This is a genomic window from Pseudomonas sp. 2957, from assembly GCF_031456345.1.
Classification (GTDB): Bacteria; Pseudomonadota; Gammaproteobacteria; order Pseudomonadales; family Pseudomonadaceae; genus Aquipseudomonas; species Aquipseudomonas siliginis.
In genome coordinates, this window is sequence record NZ_JAVDUL010000002.1 from 787,937 (window position 1) to 805,033 (window position 17,097).

The 17,097-nt window shown below is 60.5% G+C and carries 14 protein-coding genes; all 14 read left to right on the forward strand.

What is annotated here, in order from left to right; translation table 11 throughout:
• Positions 1-21 precede the first annotated feature (21 nt).
• The 14 genes from mnmA (at position 22) to nuoH (ending at position 17,092) form a co-directional block, all read left to right on the forward strand.
• A complete protein-coding gene (gene mnmA, locus J2Y39_RS09100; RefSeq protein WP_310216882.1) occupies positions 22-1,146 on the forward strand; it encodes a tRNA 2-thiouridine(34) synthase MnmA in 1,125 nt (374 codons plus the stop codon).
• Positions 1,143-1,766 carry a high frequency lysogenization protein HflD gene (hflD, locus tag J2Y39_RS09105; protein ID WP_039763308.1) on the forward strand — a complete coding sequence of 208 codons (624 nt, stop codon included), beginning with the start codon at positions 1,143-1,145 and terminating at the stop codon, positions 1,764-1,766. Before mnmA ends, hflD begins: the two co-directional genes overlap by 4 nt.
• A gap of 126 nt (positions 1,767-1,892) precedes the next feature.
• Entirely contained in the window at positions 1,893-3,263 is a 1,371-nt protein-coding gene (gene purB / locus J2Y39_RS09110) for an adenylosuccinate lyase (RefSeq protein WP_003223822.1), read from the forward strand.
• A gap of 86 nt (positions 3,264-3,349) precedes the next feature.
• Positions 3,350-4,519, forward strand: coding sequence for a cupin domain-containing protein (locus J2Y39_RS09115; RefSeq protein WP_016775274.1), 1,170 nt, complete (start codon positions 3,350-3,352; stop codon positions 4,517-4,519).
• The gene (locus J2Y39_RS09120) at positions 4,512-4,937 is read left to right on the forward strand and encodes a GNAT family N-acetyltransferase (protein WP_016775275.1); all 426 of its coding nucleotides are present in this window, start codon (positions 4,512-4,514) and stop codon (positions 4,935-4,937) included. Before J2Y39_RS09115 ends, J2Y39_RS09120 begins: the two co-directional genes overlap by 8 nt.
• Positions 4,938-5,224: 287 nt before the next feature.
• Entirely contained in the window at positions 5,225-5,986 is a 762-nt protein-coding gene (locus tag J2Y39_RS09125; protein WP_310216885.1) for a secretin N-terminal domain-containing protein, read from the forward strand.
• Positions 5,987-6,460: 474 nt separating this feature from the next.
• Complete coding sequence (gene aceA / locus J2Y39_RS09130) at positions 6,461-7,786, forward strand: isocitrate lyase (protein WP_003223815.1); 1,326 nt, start codon at positions 6,461-6,463, stop codon at positions 7,784-7,786.
• Positions 7,787-8,432: 646 nt separating this feature from the next.
• Complete coding sequence (locus tag J2Y39_RS09135; protein ID WP_003223812.1) at positions 8,433-8,846, forward strand: NADH-quinone oxidoreductase subunit A; 414 nt, start codon at positions 8,433-8,435, stop codon at positions 8,844-8,846.
• Positions 8,847-8,856: 10 nt separating this feature from the next.
• Entirely contained in the window at positions 8,857-9,531 is a 675-nt protein-coding gene (locus J2Y39_RS09140; RefSeq protein WP_016775278.1) for an NADH-quinone oxidoreductase subunit B family protein, read from the forward strand.
• A 69-nt stretch (positions 9,532-9,600) separates the two neighbouring features.
• Positions 9,601-11,385 carry an NADH-quinone oxidoreductase subunit C/D gene (gene nuoC, locus J2Y39_RS09145; RefSeq protein WP_076563524.1) on the forward strand — a complete coding sequence of 595 codons (1,785 nt, stop codon included), beginning with the start codon at positions 9,601-9,603 and terminating at the stop codon, positions 11,383-11,385.
• Positions 11,386-11,387: 2 nt separating this feature from the next.
• Positions 11,388-11,885 carry an NADH-quinone oxidoreductase subunit NuoE gene (gene nuoE, locus J2Y39_RS09150; RefSeq protein WP_003223804.1) on the forward strand — a complete coding sequence of 166 codons (498 nt, stop codon included), beginning with the start codon at positions 11,388-11,390 and terminating at the stop codon, positions 11,883-11,885.
• Positions 11,882-13,237, forward strand: coding sequence for an NADH-quinone oxidoreductase subunit NuoF (nuoF, locus tag J2Y39_RS09155; protein ID WP_024013417.1), 1,356 nt, complete (start codon positions 11,882-11,884; stop codon positions 13,235-13,237). The genes nuoE and nuoF overlap by 4 nt, the downstream gene beginning before the upstream one ends.
• 136 nt (positions 13,238-13,373) lie before the next feature.
• Positions 13,374-16,088 (forward strand): NADH-quinone oxidoreductase subunit NuoG, encoded by a 2,715-nt coding sequence (gene nuoG, locus J2Y39_RS09160; protein WP_310216891.1) that lies wholly within the window; start codon positions 13,374-13,376, stop codon positions 16,086-16,088.
• A complete protein-coding gene (gene nuoH, locus J2Y39_RS09165; protein ID WP_039763316.1) occupies positions 16,085-17,092 on the forward strand; it encodes an NADH-quinone oxidoreductase subunit NuoH in 1,008 nt (335 codons plus the stop codon). Before nuoG ends, nuoH begins: the two co-directional genes overlap by 4 nt.
• Positions 17,093-17,097 lie beyond the last annotated feature (5 nt).

Sequence of the window (17,097 nt, forward strand, 5' to 3'; positions counted from 1 at the left end):
CAAGACACTCATTGAATCCCTATGCGTGATCCAGCCCCTTCTGACACATCCAAGAAGCGCGTCATTGTCGGCATGTCCGGCGGCGTGGACTCTTCCGTTTCCGCCCTTCTGCTGATCGAGCAGGGTTATGAAGTGGAAGGCCTGTTCATGAAGAACTGGGAAGAAGACGACGGAACGGAATACTGCACCGCCATGGACGACCTGGCGGATGCTCAGGCTGTATGCGACAAGATCGGCATCAAGCTGCACACCGCCAACTTCGCAGCCGAATACTGGGACAACGTGTTCGAGCACTTCCTCGCCGAATACAAGGCCGGGCGTACGCCGAACCCGGACATCCTGTGCAACCGCGAGATCAAGTTCAAAGCGTTTCTCGACTACGCGATGATGCTCGGTGCCGACCTGATCGCCACCGGTCACTACGTGCGCCGCCGCGACATCGATGGCCGCACCGAACTGCTCAAGGGCCTCGATCCGAACAAGGATCAGAGCTACTTCCTGCACGCCGTTGGTGGCGAACAGATCGCCAAGACCCTGTTCCCGGTCGGCGAACTGGAAAAGCCTGAAGTGCGCGCGATTGCCGAGAAATACGAACTGGCCACCGCCAAGAAGAAGGATTCCACCGGGATTTGTTTCATCGGCGAGCGCCGTTTCAGCGATTTCCTCAAGCAGTACCTGCCGGCACAACCGGGCGAAATCAAGACCACCGAAGGCGAAGTCATCGGCCGTCACCACGGCTTGATGTACCACACCATCGGCCAGCGCCAGGGCCTCGGTATCGGCGGCTTGAAAGATGCCGGTGACGAGCCGTGGTACGTGCTGCGCAAGGATCTGCAGAACAACGAGCTGATCGTCGGCCAGGGCAACAACCATCCGTGGCTGTTCTCCAGCGCCCTGCTCGCCTCGGAAATCTACTGGGTCAACCCGATCGACCTGAGCCAGCCGCTGCGCCTGACGGCGAAAGTGCGCTATCGCCAGAGCGATCAGGCCTGCACCCTGGAAAAAACCGCCAGCGGTTATCGCGCCGTGTTCGACGAAGCGCAACGCGCGGTGACGCCGGGCCAATCGGTGGTGTTCTATGACGGTGAAATCTGCTTGGGTGGCGGCGTGATCGAAGTGGCCGAGCCGTGGAGCGGCCAGGCATGAGCCCGACTCAGGAGCAACTGACGGCGCTGGGCGGCGTGTTTCTCGCCGCCGTGCTGGTCGATCGCATCGCCAAGACCGGCCAGACCAACGAGGCCGGCCTGAGTTGCATGCTCGGCAGCCTGCTGGTCCGCGACCCGAAAGATACGCTGGACGTGTACGGCGGCGACGACATCAATCTGCGCGAGGGTTATCGCGCGCTGATTGGCGCCCTTGAGCGCGATCCGAGCACCTTGCAGCGCGAGCCGTTGCGCTACGCCCTGTCGATGCTCGGTCTGGAGCGGCAATTGGCCAAGCGTGACGACATGCTTGAGACGATTGCCAAACGCCTGCCGCAGATCCAGTCGCAGGTGGAGCATTTTGGCCCGGCCCACGAAAACGTCGTGGCCGCTTGCGGCGCGTTGTACCAGGACACTTTGAGCACCCTGCGCCAGCGCATTCAGGTGCACGGCGACATGCGCAACCTGCAACAGCCGAGCAATGCCTCGAAGATCCGCGCCCTGCTCCTCGCCGGTATCCGCTCGGCGCGCCTGTGGCGTCAGCTCGGTGGTCATCGCTGGCAGTTGGTGATCAGCCGCCGCAAGTTGCTTAAAGAGCTTTATCCGTTGATGCGCAGCGAGTAAACGCCGCGTCACGAAGGCTTTGTAGTCTGTAACGCGTAATACGCCGGTCAGTTGGCGACGGACCGGCGGATTTTTTCATGTATGATACGCGCCCCATTTCGTTGCCCGACTGTCCGAGAACACCCCATGCAGCTCTCTTCGCTCACTGCGGTTTCCCCTGTTGACGGCCGCTACGCCGGCAAAACCCAGGCCCTGCGCCCGATTTTCAGCGAGTACGGCCTGATCCGTGCCCGCGTTCTGGTTGAAGTGCGTTGGCTTCAGCGCCTGGCCGCCCACGCTGGCATCCCTGAAGTGCCAGCCTTCTCCGCCGAGGCCAACGCCGTTCTCAATGAACTGGCTGAAAACTTCTCGCTGGAGCACGCCGAGCGCGTCAAAGAGATCGAGCGCACCACCAACCACGACGTCAAAGCGATCGAATACCTGCTCAAAGAGCAGGCGGCCAAGCTGCCGGAGCTGGCCAAGGTCAGCGAATTCATCCACTTTGCCTGCACCAGCGAAGACATCAACAACCTGTCCCACGCCCTGATGCTGCGCGAAGGTCGTGACGACGTGATGCTGCCGCTGATGCGCCAGACCGCCAACGCCATCCGCGAACTGGCCATCCGTTTCGCCGACGTGCCGATGCTGTCGCGCACCCACGGCCAGCCGGCTTCGCCGACTACTCTGGGTAAAGAACTGGCCAACGTGGTTTACCGTCTCGAGCGTCAGATCGCTCAAGTCGCTGCCGTGCCGCTGCTGGGCAAGATCAACGGCGCTGTCGGCAACTACAACGCGCACCTGTCGGCCTATCCGCAGATCGACTGGGAAGCCAACGCCCGCGCCTTCATCGAAGACGAACTGGGCCTGGGCTTCAACCCGTACACCACGCAGATCGAACCGCACGACTACATCGCCGAGCTGTTCGACGCTATCGCACGCTTCAACACCATCCTGATCGACTTCGACCGCGACATCTGGGGCTATATCTCCTTGGGTTATTTCAAGCAGCGCACCATCGCTGGTGAAATCGGTTCGTCGACCATGCCGCACAAGGTCAACCCGATCGACTTCGAAAACTCCGAAGGCAACCTGGGTATCGCCAACGCATTGTTCCAGCACCTGGCGAGCAAGCTGCCGATCTCCCGCTGGCAGCGCGACCTGACCGACTCCACCGTCCTGCGCAACCTCGGTGTCGGCTTCGCCCACAGCGTGATCGCTTACGAAGCCAGCCTCAAAGGCATCAGCAAACTCGAGCTCAACGAGCAGAAGATTGCCGCTGACCTCGATGCTTGCTGGGAAGTATTGGCTGAGCCGATCCAGACCGTGATGCGTCGCTACAACATCGAAAACCCGTACGAAAAGCTGAAAGAACTGACCCGCGGCAAGGGCATCAGCCCTGAAGCGTTGCAGACTTTCATCGATGGCCTGGACATGCCAGCCGAAGCCAAAGCCGAGCTCAAGCAACTGACGCCGGCCAACTACATCGGCAACGCAGTGGCACAAGCCAAACGCATCTGATCGACCGTTTGCTCCGTTTGAGACGCCCGGCCGCGCCGGGCGTTTTTATTCCCGTCTGAAAAGTGCTTTTTTTCAATAGGTTACATATGAATTCCGATATTCCTCTTCAACTTCTGGGCGGCCTCACAGCACGCGAATTCCTGCGTGACTACTGGCAGAAAAAACCGCTGCTGATTCGTCAGGCGATTCCTGACTTCGAAAGCCCGATCGACGCCGACGAACTGGCCGGCCTGGCCCTGGAAGAAGAAGTCGAATCGCGCCTGGTGATCGAACATGGCGAGCGTCCATGGGAACTGCGTCGCGGCCCGTTCGCCGAAGACGAGTTCAGCAAATTGCCAGAAAAAGAGTGGACACTGCTGGTGCAAGCGGTTGATCAGTTCGTGCCGGAAGTCAGCGAACTGCTGGAAAACTTCCGCTTCCTGCCGAGCTGGCGCGTCGATGACGTGATGATCAGCTTTGCCGCACCGGGTGGCAGCGTCGGCCCGCATTTCGACAACTACGATGTGTTCCTGCTGCAGGGCCATGGCAAGCGCAACTGGAAAATCGGCCAGATGTGCGATTCCGAGAGCCCGCTCCTGCAGCACGCTGACCTGCGCATCCTCGCTGAATTCCACGAGACCGAAGAATGGGTGCTGGAGCCAGGCGACATGCTCTACCTGCCGCCGCGTCTGGCCCATTGCGGCGTCGCAGTCGACAACTGCATGACCTACTCGGTCGGCTTCCGTGCGCCGAGCGCTGCTGAAGTGCTGACCCACTTCACCGACTTCCTCAGCCAGTTCCTGACCGACGAAGAGCGCTACACCGATGCCGACGCCAAGCCGGCAGTCGATCCGCACCAGATTCAACACGATGCACTGGATCGTCTGAAAAGCCTGCTCGCCGAACACATGAGCGACGAGCGTCTGCTGCTGACCTGGTTCGGCCAGTACATGACCGAGCCGCGCTACCCCGAATTGGTGGTCGGCCCGGAAGACGTCGAAGAAGAAGACTTCCTCGCCGCCCTGCAGGACGGCGCCGTGCTGATCCGCAACCCGAGCGCGCGCCTGGCCTGGTCGGAAGTCGATGACGATCTGCTGCTGTTCGCTAGTGGCCAGAGCCGCTACCTGCCGGGCAAGCTGCGCGAACTGTTGAAGCTGATCTGCGCCGCTGACGCTCTGCACGCCGATAACCTCGGCGAGTGGCTGAGCGACGAAGACGGCCGCAGCCTGCTCTGCGAACTGGTCAAGCAAGGAAGCCTGGGGTTCGCCGATGAATAAAATTCGCGTTCGTGTCGCAGACTGGCAGAAGGATATCGCCGAGATCCGGCGCATTCGTGAAACGGTGTTCATCGCCGAACAATCGGTGCCACCCGAGCTTGAGTGGGACGCCGATGACGCGACCGCCGTGCATTTTCTGGCGTTCGAAGGCGACTTCCCGATCGGCACGGCGCGACTGCTGCCCGATGGGCATATCGGTCGGGTTTCGGTACTCAAAGACTGGCGCGGAATGAAGGTCGGTGACGCGCTGATGCAAGCGGTCATCGCCGAAGCCGAAGCGCGCGGCTTGAAGCAACAAAAGCTCAGCGCTCAGGTGCAGGCAACGGCGTTCTATGAACGCCTGGGCTTCAGCCTGGTCAGCGAGGAGTTTCTCGAGGCCGGCATTCCGCATGTCGACATGGTTCGGCATTCGGCCTGATTCCGAGACCTCTAGATCCCTGTGGCGAGGGGATTTATCCCCGCTGGGCTGCGAAGCAGCCCCAAATCCAGAAAACTCGGTGAGTCAGTTAAATCGAGCGCGATGGGTCGGCGACTGCTGCGCAGCCGAGCGGGGATAAATCCCCTCGCCACAATGGCCGCCAGCACACCACAAAACGCCCCGCCATTTTCGGATGCCGGGGCGTTTTGCTGTCTACGATTCAACTTGCCCCACCCCAAGCCGACAAACTGGCAATATCAAGCCTTTCGAACGCGGAGATAACGGACATGTCCCTACGCACCCTGCTCACCACCCTGCTGCTCGGCTGCAGTTTTTCGGTGCTGGCAGCCACAGAAATCGTCCCCCTCAAATACCACACCAGCGCTGACATATTGCCGGTCGCGCAGGATTTCATCGGCCAGGACGGTCAGGTCAGCGCTTACGGCAATCAACTGATCGTCAAAGCCGAGCCGGGCAAGATACAGGAACTGAAAGATCTGCTGGCGCAACTCGATACCGCACCGAAGCGCTTGCTGATCACCGTCGACACCAACGAAAACAATGGCCGTGGCGACGAAGGTTATTCGGTCAACGGCGCCCAGCCGAACCAGACCCGGATCATCAGCCGCAGCACCACCAGCCGCAATGGCGGCGTTCAGCAAGTGCAGACCAGTGAAGGCACTCCGGCGCTGATTCAGGTTGGCCAGAGCGTGCCGATCACCAACACCCAGAGCGACTCCTACGGCGGTTACAGCAGCGAGACCCAATACCGCAACGTCACCCAGGGTTTCTACGTCACCGCCAGCGTTACCGGCGAGACCGTTCATCTGGCGATCAGTACCAACCGTGACCGCATGAGCCAGGAACGTCCCGATGTAGTGAACGTGCAAAGCACCGACACAACCGTCACCGGACGCCTCGGTGAATGGATCACCCTGGCGGGCGTCAACAGCCAGACTCAGGCCGACAAACACGGGCTGACCCGCAGCTACTCGACTCAAGGCCGGGATGACATGACCTTGCGGGTGAAAGTCGACACACTGGACTAAAGCACCGAAAACTGACTGATTAGTCGTATTAGACGAAAGATGTAGTGCCTTAAAAAAAGCACTACAAAACGTTTGACGAGGCCAAAAAGCGAAGGCATGATGGCCTCGCTCCCGCTAATCAGAGGCCCTGGCAAGGGCCTTCGAAGCGCCGTTCGCACCTATCCCGCGAACCGTTTCGTGTCTGTACCGCCCACAAGGTGTGTTTGACGAGGTTGCCGACTGGAACGAAGTTGTCCCGAGGGACGGAAGCGTATTTAGGTAACCCGGCTTCACGCTGCAGACCGTATAAAGGCCCACGACGCCGGAATGCGCCCGCACCGCGCCACTACCTGCTCACCTCCCCTCGAGCCCATCGTTCATCCCGTCGCCTACCCCGCCGAATCCGACTTGACCACCTAAGCTTCTGGTCAGCGAGCGCAGGAATTTTCCACCGCAGAACAACTTTTCATAAAAGACGCGACGAGGTTTATCTCCATGGCACTGACACGCGAACAGCAAATTGCAGCCCTCGAAAAAGACTGGGCCGAGAACCCGCGCTGGAAAGGCGTGACTCGCACTTACTCCGCTGCCGACGTGGTCCGCCTGCGTGGCTCGGTTCAGCCTGAGCACACCTTCGCGAAGATGGGCGCCGAGAAGCTGTGGAACCTGGTTACCCAGGGTGCCAAGCCGTCCTTCCGTCCAGAGAAAGATTTCGTCAACTGCATGGGCGCCCTGACCGGCGGCCAGGCTGTTCAGCAGGTCAAGGCCGGTATCCAGGCGATCTACCTGTCCGGCTGGCAGGTGGCTGCGGACAACAACTCCGCCGAATCGATGTACCCGGATCAGTCGCTGTACCCGGTTGACTCGGTACCGACCGTGGTCAAGCGCATCAACAACTCGTTCCGTCGCGCTGACCAGATCCAGTGGAAGGCCGGCAAGAATCCGGGCGATGAAGGCTACATCGACTACTTCGCGCCAATCGTGGCCGACGCTGAAGCCGGCTTCGGCGGCGTACTCAACGCCTACGAGCTGATGAAGAGCATGATCGAAGCAGGCGCCGCCGGCGTTCACTTCGAAGACCAACTGGCTTCGGTGAAGAAGTGCGGCCACATGGGCGGCAAGGTTCTGGTGCCAACCCAGGAAGCCGTACAGAAGCTGACCGCTGCCCGTCTGGCAGCTGACGTTGCCGGCACGCCGACCATCATTCTGGCCCGCACCGACGCCAACGCGGCTGACCTGCTGACTTCCGACTGCGACCCGTACGATCAGCCATTCGTGACCGGCGAGCGTACTCAGGAAGGTTTCTACAAGGTACGTGCCGGCCTGGATCAAGCGATCGCCCGTGGCCTGGCTTACGCACCGTACGCCGACCTGATCTGGTGCGAAACCGCCAAGCCGGATCTGGAAGAAGCCCGTCGCTTCGCTGAAGCGATCAAAAAGGAATACCCGGACCAGCTGCTGTCGTACAACTGCTCGCCTTCCTTCAACTGGAAGAAGAACCTGGACGACGCGACCATCGCCAAGTTCCAGCGCGAACTGTCCGCCATGGGCTACAAGCACCAGTTCATCACCCTGGCCGGCATTCACAACATGTGGCACAGCATGTTCAACCTGGCGCACGACTACGCCCGCAACGACATGACCGCCTACGTGAAGCTGCAAGAGCAGGAATTCGCTGACGCCGCCAAGGGTTACACCTTCGTTGCGCACCAGCAGGAAGTGGGCACTGGCTACTTCGACGACATGACCACCGTGATCCAGGGCGGCTCGTCCTCGGTGACCGCGCTGACCGGTTCGACCGAAGAAGAACAGTTCCACTGATTCGGCTTCACCTGAGCAAACGGCCTTTGCGGATCGAATAAAAAGCTAACCGCAGAGCCGCAAGACTGACGCCCCGACTGGATCGGGGCGTTTTTTTGCCTGTTGGAATCTCAAAGCCCCCATAAATTTCCTGTGGGAGCGAGCCTGCTCGCGAAGGCGATAAGTCAGCTTGCACATCTGGAGGCTGATCCACCGCTTTCGCGAGCAGGCTCGCTCCCACAGGGCTACCGTCAGCCGAGAGATGGAACATTGATCTGAAGCGCTACAAGCGTCAGAAATTTCCGCTAAAACGGTAGGCTTCGCTACTTGCAGTAATGCGCAAGTAAGACAACTTCCCAGCCACTCACTGGTTAAACAGTTACAAAACCACTCCAAACGATATCAATTATCATTTAGCGGCAACTATGTTCGTTACAAAGCCTACAAAACATAATTGACGGAAACCCGGCTAATGCCCGCAACGCATGGGCCGCAGCGCCTTCAGGAGACGCTATGTCCTTAATCCGGTAAATAATTTCGCCTTTGGAATTTTACTTGCCGGGTGTTTAGCCATAAAATCAGCCCGATTGATTGCTGCGACATATCGTCACTGCCTTATTTCTTTATCAAGCTCAGAGACCTTTGCTCTCTGTTAAGGATTACCAGCATGCCCGAAGCGACAGGACTCATGGCCCACAACTGGGGCTTTGCCATTTTCCTTCTGGGTGTCGTCGGCCTGTGTGCCTTCATGCTTGGCGTCTCCAGCCTCCTCGGGTCAAAAGCCTGGGGTCGCAGCAAAAACGAACCGTTCGAGTCGGGCATGCTACCTACCGGTGGCGCCCGCTTGCGGCTCTCAGCCAAATTCTATCTGGTCGCGATGCTCTTCGTGATCTTCGATATCGAAGCCCTCTTTCTCTTTGCATGGTCTGTGTCCGTCCGCGAAAGCGGCTGGACCGGATTCGTCGAAGCTCTCGTTTTCATAGCAATTCTGTTGGCAGGTCTTGTCTACCTGTTCCGAGTGGGCGCCCTTGACTGGGCTCCGGAAGCTCGTCGCAAGCGGCAGGCGAAGCTGAAACAATGAGGCTTTGGCAATGCAATACAATCTCACCAGGATCGACCCCGATGCTCCTAACGAGCAGTATCCGATTGGCCAGCGGGAAACCGTTGCCGATCCGTTAGAAGATCAAGTCCACAAAAACATTTTCATGGGCAAGCTGGAAGACGTGCTGAGTGGCGCGGTCAACTGGGGACGTAAGAACTCCCTGTGGCCGTACAACTTCGGCCTGTCGTGCTGCTACGTGGAAATGACCACCGCCTTCACGGCGCCCCACGACATCGCGCGCTTTGGCGCCGAAGTCATCCGGGCCTCGCCGCGTCAGGCCGACTTCATGGTTATCGCCGGTACCTGCTTCATCAAGATGGCGCCGATCATTCAGCGTCTCTACGAGCAAATGCTCGAACCGAAATGGGTTATCTCCATGGGTTCGTGCGCCAACTCCGGCGGCATGTACGACATCTACTCCGTGGTTCAAGGGGTGGACAAGTTCCTGCCCGTGGACGTCTACGTACCTGGCTGCCCGCCCCGTCCGGAAGCATTTCTGCAAGGCTTGATGCTGTTGCAGGAATCGATTGGACAGGAGCGTCGTCCGCTTTCCTGGGTCGTTGGTGATCAAGGCGTATATCGCGCCGACATGCCATCGCAGAAGGAACAGCGCCGCGAACAGCGAATCGCAGTCACCAATCTGCGCAGCCCTGACGAAGTCTGATCCAGTTCTGTTCCAAGTAACGAGAAGCTGGCTTCATTCTTTACGTTGACCGAAAGCGAAAAAATAACCATGACTACAGGCAGTGCTCTGTACATCCCGCCTTACAAGGCAGACGACCAGGATGTGGTCGTCGAACTGAACAACCGTTTTGGCGCCGAAGCGTTCACCGCGCAGGCAACCCGCACCGGCATGCCGGTGCTCTGGGTGGCCCGTGCCAAACTGGTTGAAGTCCTGACTTTCCTGCGCAACCTGCCCAAGCCGTACGTCATGCTCTATGACCTGCACGGCGTGGACGAGCGTCTGCGCACCAAGCGTCAAGGGCTGCCGACCGGCGCCGATTTCACCGTGTTCTATCACCTCATGTCGCTGGAGCGTAATAGTGACGTGATGATCAAGGTGGCCTTGTCCGAAGGCGACCTCAGCATGCCTTCCGTCACCAGCATCTGGCCCAACGCCAACTGGTACGAGCGCGAAGTCTGGGACATGTTCGGCATCGACTTCAAAGGCCACCCGCACCTGTCGCGCATCATGATGCCGCCGACCTGGGAAGGTCACCCGCTGCGCAAGGACTTCCCGGCGCGCGCCACCGAATTCGATCCGTTCAGCCTCAACCTCGCCAAGCAGCAGCTTGAGGAAGAAGCCGCGCGTTTCCGTCCGGAAGACTGGGGCATGAAGCGTTCCGGAGCCAACGAGGACTACATGTTCCTCAACCTCGGCCCGAACCACCCTTCGGCGCACGGTGCGTTCCGCATCATCCTGCAGCTGGACGGTGAAGAGATCGTCGACTGCGTCCCGGACATCGGATACCACCACCGTGGCGCCGAGAAGATGGGCGAGCGTCAGTCCTGGCACAGCTACATTCCGTACACCGACCGTATCGACTACCTCGGCGGCGTGATGAACAACCTGCCGTACGTGCTCTCGGTCGAGAAGCTCGCCGGCATCAAAGTGCCGCAGAAGGTCGATGTCATCCGCATCATGATGGCCGAATTCTTCCGGATCACCAGCCACCTGCTGTTCCTCGGTACCTACATCCAGGACGTCGGCGCCATGACCCCGGTGTTCTTCACTTTCACCGACCGCCAGAAGGCGTACACGGTGATCGAGGCGATCACCGGTTTCCGTCTGCACCCGGCCTGGTACCGCATCGGTGGCGTCGCCCACGACCTGCCGCGCGGCTGGGAAAAACTGGTCAAGGATTTCGTCGAGTGGATGCCCAAGCGTCTGGACGAATACACCAAGGCCGCCCTGCAGAACAGCATCCTCAAGGGGCGTACTGTCGGCGTCGCTGCCTACAACACCAAAGAGGCCCTGGAATGGGGCGTCACCGGTGCCGGCCTGCGTTCGACCGGTTGCGATTTCGACCTGCGCAAAGCGCGTCCGTACTCGGGCTACGAGAACTTCGAATTCGAAGTGCCACTGGCCGTCAACGGCGATGCCTATGACCGCTGCATGGTCCGCGTCGAAGAGATGCGCCAGAGCATCAAGATCATCGATCAATGCATGCGCAACATGCCGGAAGGCCCGTACAAGGCGGATCACCCGCTGACCACGCCGCCGCCGAAAGAGCGCACGCTGCAGCACATCGAAACCCTGATCACGCACTTCCTGCAGGTTTCGTGGGGCCCGGTCATGCCGGCCAACGAATCCTTCCAGATGATCGAAGCGACCAAGGGCATCAACAGTTATTACCTGACGAGCGACGGCGGCACCATGAGCTACCGTACCCGGATCCGTACTCCGAGCTTCCCGCACCTGCAACAGATCCCTTCGGTGATCAAAGGCAGCATGGTCGCGGACTTGATTGCGTACCTGGGTAGTATCGACTTCGTTATGGCCGACGTGGACCGCTAAGCATGAACAGCACGCTTATCCAGACAGACCGTTTCACCTTGAGTGAAACCGAGCGCTCGGCCATCGAGCACGAGCTGCATCACTACGAAGACCCGCGCGCGGCGTCGATCGAGGCCCTGAAGATCGTGCAGAAGGAACGCGGCTGGGTGCCGGATGGCGCCCTGTACGCGATCGGCGAGATCCTCGGCATCCCGGCCAGCGACGTTGAAGGCGTGGCGACGTTCTACAGCCAGATCTTCCGTCAGCCGGTCGGCCGCCACATCATTCGCGTCTGCGACAGCATGGTCTGCTACATCGGCGGCCACGAGTCGGTGGTCAGCGAAATCCAGAACAATCTGGGCATCGGCCTGGGTCAGACCACCGCCGACGGTCGTTTCACCCTGCTGCCTGTCTGCTGCCTCGGCAACTGCGACAAGGCACCGGCGCTGATGATCGACGACGACACCTTTGGCGACGTGCAGCCTGCTGGCGTGGCCAAACTGCTCGAGGGCTACGTATGACCCTGACATCTTTTGGTCCAGCCAACCGCATCCAGCGCTCGGCCGAGACGCACCCGCTGACCTGGCGTCTGCGCGATGACGGCGAAGCCGTGTGGCTCGACGAGTACCAGGCCAAGAACGGTTACGCCGCTGCGCGCAAAGCCTTCGCCGAGATGGATCAGGACGCGATCGTCCAGACCGTCAAAGACGCTGGCCTCAAGGGTCGCGGCGGTGCCGGCTTCCCCACTGGTGTGAAGTGGGGCCTGATGCCCAAGGACGAATCCATCAACATCCGCTACCTGCTGTGCAACGCGGATGAAATGGAGCCGAACACCTGGAAAGACCGCATGCTGATGGAGCAACTGCCCCATCTGCTGATCGAAGGCATGCTGATCAGTGCCCGCGCGCTGAAAACCTACCGTGGCTACATCTTCCTGCGCGGCGAATACACCACCGCCGCCAAGCACCTCAACCGTGCCGTGGAAGAAGCCAAGGCGGCCGGCCTGCTGGGCAAGAACATTCTCGGTTCGGGTTTCGATTTCGAGCTGTTCGTCCACACCGGCGCCGGGCGTTACATCTGCGGTGAAGAAACCGCACTGATCAACTCCCTTGAAGGCCGCCGCGCCAACCCGCGCTCCAAACCGCCCTTCCCTGCCGCCGTCGGCGTGTGGGGCAAGCCGACCTGCGTGAACAACGTCGAAACCCTGTGCAACGTGCCGGCGATCATTGCCGACGGCGTTGACTGGTACAAATCGTTGGCCCGCGAAGGTTCCGAAGACATGGGCACCAAACTCATGGGCTTCTCCGGCAAGGTCAAGAACCCGGGCCTGTGGGAACTGCCATTCGGCGTCACCGGTCGTGAACTGTTCGAAGATTACGCCGGCGGCATGCGCGACGGCTTCAAGCTCAAGGCCTGGCAACCAGGGGGTGCCGGTACCGGTTTCCTCCTGCCGGAGCACCTCGACGCGCAAATGTACGCCGGCGGTATCGCCAAGGTCGGCACCCGGATGGGTACCGGTCTGGCGATGGCGGTGGACGACAGCGTCAACATGGTCTCGCTGCTGCGCAACATGGAGCAGTTCTTCGCTCGCGAATCCTGCGGTTTCTGCACCCCGTGCCGCGATGGTCTGCCATGGAGCGTCAAGCTCCTGATGGCCATCGAACAGGGCAAGGGCCAGCCGGGCGACATCGAGACCCTGCTGGGTCTGGTCGGTTTCCTCGGCCCGGGCAAGACCTTCTGTGCTCACGCACCGGGAGCCGTGGAGCCGCTGGGCAGCGCGATCAAATACTTCCGTCCAGAGTTCGAAGCCGGTATCGCGCCTGTCAGCGCCGCCGTCCCGCCTCTGGCAAGGCCGATCGTAGTCGGCGCTTAAACGCTTAAAAAGGCGAAGGGTCCGTGCCCTTCGCCTTTCGTCCGATGACGCCCTCCGGGGCTGTTTGGATTCGGACGCATAACAAGATTCCATTAGCCACGCCCGCTGACACCGGGCCAACGAAGACCTTTGAACCATGGCCACTATCCACGTAGACGGCAAAGCGCTCGAAGTCGACGGGGCAGACAACCTGTTACAGGCATGTCTGTCGCTGGGCCTCGACATTCCATATTTCTGCTGGCATCCCGCGCTTGGTAGCGTCGGGGCCTGCCGCCAGTGCGCGGTCAAGCAGTACACCGACGAGAACGACACCCGTGGTCGCATCGTCATGTCCTGCATGACCCCTGCCACCGACAACACCTGGATCTCCATCGACGATGAAGAATCCAAGGCGTTCCGCGCCAGCGTTGTCGAATGGCTGATGACCAACCACCCGCACGACTGCCCGGTGTGCGAGGAAGGCGGTCACTGCCACCTGCAAGACATGACAGTGATGACCGGCCACAACGAGCGCCGTTATCGCTTCAGCAAACGCACCCACCAGAACCAGCAACTCGGCCCGTTCATTTCTCACGAAATGAACCGCTGCATCGCCTGCTACCGCTGTGTGCGTTTCTACAAGGACTACGCCGGCGGTACCGACCTCGGTGTATTCGGCGCCCACGACAACGTGTACTTCGGTCGCGTTGAAGACGGCACCCTCGAAAGCGAGTTCTCCGGCAACCTCACCGAGGTCTGCCCGACCGGCGTGTTCACCGACAAGACTCACTCCGAGCGCTACAACCGCAAGTGGGACATGCAGTTCGCCCCGAGCATCTGCCATGGCTGCTCGAGCGGTTGCAACATTTCCCCGGGCGAGCGTTACGGTGAACTGCGTCGCATCGAAAACCGTTTCAACGGTTCGGTGAACCAGTATTTCCTCTGCGACCGTGGCCGTTTCGGTTATGGCTACGTGAACCGCACTGACCGTCCACGTCAGCCGCTGCTGGCCGATGGCACCAAGCTCAGCCTCGACGCTGCGCTGGACAAAGCCGCCGACCTGCTGCGCGGACGCAACATCGTTGGTATCGGTTCGCCGCGTGCCAGCCTTGAGAGCAACTACGCGTTGCGCGAACTGGTCGGTGCCGAGCACTTCTATTCGGGTATCGAAGCCTCCGAGCTGGAGCGCATTCGTCTGGTCCTGCAGGTGCTGAACGACAGCCCGCTGCCAGTGCCGAACATGCGCGACATCGAAGATCACGACGCGATTTTCGTCCTCGGTGAAGACCTGACCCAGACCGCTGCACGTATGGCGCTGGCTCTGCGTCAGTCGGTCAAGGGCAAGGCTGAAGACATGGCTGAAGCCATGCGCGTCCAGCCTTGGCTCGACGCGGCGGTGAAGAACATCGGCCAGCACGCGCTGAACCCGCTGTTCATCGCCAGCCTCGCCGAAACCAAACTCGACGACGTTGCCGAAGAATGCGTACACGCCGCTCCCGACGATCTGGCGCGCATCGGTTTCGCCGTGGCTCACGCGCTGGATGCCAGCGCGCCGGCCGTTGAAGGTCTGGACACCGAAGCCCTGGAACTGGCGCAGCGCATCGCCGATGCCCTGCTCGCCGCCAAGCGCCCGCTGATCATCGCCGGTACTTCGCTGGGCTCCAAAGCCTTGATCGAAGCTGCCGCGAACATCGCCAAAGCCCTGAAGCTGCGCGAGAAGAACGGTTCGATCAGCCTGATCGTGCCGGAGGCCAACAGCCTCGGTCTGGCCATGCTCGGTGGCGAGTCGGTCGACGCCGCGCTGCAAGCGGTCATCGATGGCAAGGCCGACGCGATCGTCGTGCTGGAAAACGATCTGTACACCCGCACCGCCAAAGCCAAGGTCGATGCCGCACTGAACGCTGCAAAAGTGGTGATCGTTGCCGACCATCAGAAAACCGCCACCACCGATCGCGCGCACCTGGTTCTGCCAGCGGCGAGCTTCGCCGAGGGCGACGGTACGCTGGTCAGCCAGGAAGGCCGCGCCCAGCGCTTCTTCCAGGTTTTCGATCCGCAATACATGGACGCGAGCATCCTGGTTCACGAAGGCTGGCGCTGGCTGCACGCCCTGCGCGCGACCCTGCTGAACCAGCCGATCGACTGGACGCAACTCGACCACGTCACCGCTGCCGTTGCCTCGAGCACCGCGCAACTGGCACGTATCGTCGATGCTGCACCTTCCGCTGCGTTCCGCATCAAGGGTCTGAAACTGGCCCGTGAGCCGCTGCGTTACTCCGGTCGCACCGCGATGCGCGCCGACATCAGCGTTCACGAACCACGCACCCCGCAAGACCAGGACACCGCGTTCGCCTTCTCCATGGAAGGTTACTCGGGCTCCGCCGAACCGCGTCAACAAGTGCCATTCGCATGGTCGCCGGGCTGGAACTCGCCACAAGCCTGGAACAAGTTCCAGGACGAAGTCGGTGGTCATCTGCGCGCTGGCGATCCGGGCACGCGCCTGATCGAAAGCACTGGCGACTCGCTGAACTGGTTCGCTGCTGCTCCGCGCGCATTCAATCCGGCGCCGGGCACTTGGCAGGCCGTGCCGTTCTACCACCTGTTCGGCAGCGAAGAAAATTCTTCGAAAGCCGCGCCGGTGCAAGAGCGCATTCCGGCTCCGTACGTGGCTCTGGCGAAATCCGAAGCGGATCGCCTCGGCGTCAACGACGGTGCTCTGCTGAGCCTGAACGTTGCCGGCCAGACCCTGCGTCTGCCGCTGCGCATCAATGAAGAACTGGGCGCCGGTCTGGTGGCATTGCCTGCGGGCATCGCCGGCATTCCACCGGCATTCGCCGGCGTATCCGTCGACGGTCTGCAGGAGGCAGCGCAATGACCTGGTTCACCCCTGAAGTGATCGATGTGATCCTGACGGTCATCAAAGCCATCGTGATCCTGCTGGCCGTGGTGGTCGCGGGCGCCTTGCTCAGCTTTGTCGAACGTCGCCTGCTGGGCTGGTGGCAGGACCGTTACGGTCCGAACCGCGTTGGCCCGTTCGGCATGTTCCAGATCGCCGCCGACATGCTGAAGATGTTCTTCAAGGAAGACTGGACCCCGCCGTTTGCCGACAAGGTGATCTTCACTTTGGCGCCGGTGGTGGCCATGTCCGCCCTGCTGATCGCCTTCGCGATCATCCCGATCACCCCGACCTGGGGCGTGGCGGATCTGAACATCGGCCTGCTGTTCTTCTTCGCCATGGCCGGTCTGTCGGTGTACGCGGTGCTGTTCGCCGGCTGGTCGAGCAACAACAAGTTCGCCCTGCTCGGCAGCTTGCGTGCCTCGGCGCAGACCGTGTCCTACGAAGTGTTCATGGGCCTGGCCCTGATGGGCATCGTGGTGCAGGTCGGCTCGTTCAACATGCGCGACATCGTCGAGTACCAGGCGCAGAACCTGTGGTTCATCATTCCGCAGTTCTTCGGCTTCTGTACCTTCTTCATCGCTGGCGTCGCCGTGACTCACCGTCACCCGTTCGACCAGCCGGAAGCGGAACAGGAACTGGCCGACGGTTACCACATTGAATACGCCGGTATGAAATGGGGCATGTTCTTCGTCGGTGAATACATCGGCATCATCCTGATCTCGGCGCTGCTGGTCACCCTGTTCTTCGGTGGCTGGCACGGTCCGTTCGGCATCCTGCCGCAACTGTCCTTCGTCTGGTTCGCACTGAAGACCGCGTTCTTCATCATGCTGTTCATCCTGCTGCGCGCTTCCATCCCGCGTCCGCGTTATGACCAGGTGATGGATTTCAGCTGGAAATTCTGCCTGCCACTGACCCTGATCAATTTGCTGGTGACCGCTGCGGTTGTGTTGTTGAACACGCCTGCGGTTGCGGTTCAGTGAGGATT

Excerpts from the sequence above, each read along its gene's own strand:
- J2Y39_RS09135 (WP_003223812.1), top strand. The coding sequence starts at position 8,433 with ATGCCCGAAGCGACAGGACTCATGGCCCACAACTGGGGCTTTGCCATT.
- J2Y39_RS09115 (WP_016775274.1), top strand. The coding sequence starts at position 3,350 with ATGAATTCCGATATTCCTCTTCAACTTCTGGGCGGCCTCACAGCACGC.
- nuoE (WP_003223804.1), top strand. The coding sequence starts at position 11,388 with ATGAACAGCACGCTTATCCAGACAGACCGTTTCACCTTGAGTGAAACC.
- nuoG (WP_310216891.1), top strand. The coding sequence starts at position 13,374 with ATGGCCACTATCCACGTAGACGGCAAAGCGCTCGAAGTCGACGGGGCA.
- nuoC (WP_076563524.1), top strand. The coding sequence starts at position 9,601 with ATGACTACAGGCAGTGCTCTGTACATCCCGCCTTACAAGGCAGACGAC.
- nuoF (WP_024013417.1), top strand. The coding sequence starts at position 11,882 with ATGACCCTGACATCTTTTGGTCCAGCCAACCGCATCCAGCGCTCGGCC.
- J2Y39_RS09125 (WP_310216885.1), top strand. The coding sequence starts at position 5,225 with ATGTCCCTACGCACCCTGCTCACCACCCTGCTGCTCGGCTGCAGTTTT.
- hflD (WP_039763308.1), top strand. The coding sequence starts at position 1,143 with ATGAGCCCGACTCAGGAGCAACTGACGGCGCTGGGCGGCGTGTTTCTC.
- purB (WP_003223822.1), top strand. The coding sequence starts at position 1,893 with ATGCAGCTCTCTTCGCTCACTGCGGTTTCCCCTGTTGACGGCCGCTAC.
- aceA (WP_003223815.1), top strand. The coding sequence starts at position 6,461 with ATGGCACTGACACGCGAACAGCAAATTGCAGCCCTCGAAAAAGACTGG.
- J2Y39_RS09140 (WP_016775278.1), top strand. The coding sequence starts at position 8,857 with ATGCAATACAATCTCACCAGGATCGACCCCGATGCTCCTAACGAGCAG.
- mnmA (WP_310216882.1), top strand. The coding sequence starts at position 22 with ATGCGTGATCCAGCCCCTTCTGACACATCCAAGAAGCGCGTCATTGTC.
- J2Y39_RS09120 (WP_016775275.1), top strand. The coding sequence starts at position 4,512 with ATGAATAAAATTCGCGTTCGTGTCGCAGACTGGCAGAAGGATATCGCC.
- nuoH (WP_039763316.1), top strand. The coding sequence starts at position 16,085 with ATGACCTGGTTCACCCCTGAAGTGATCGATGTGATCCTGACGGTCATC.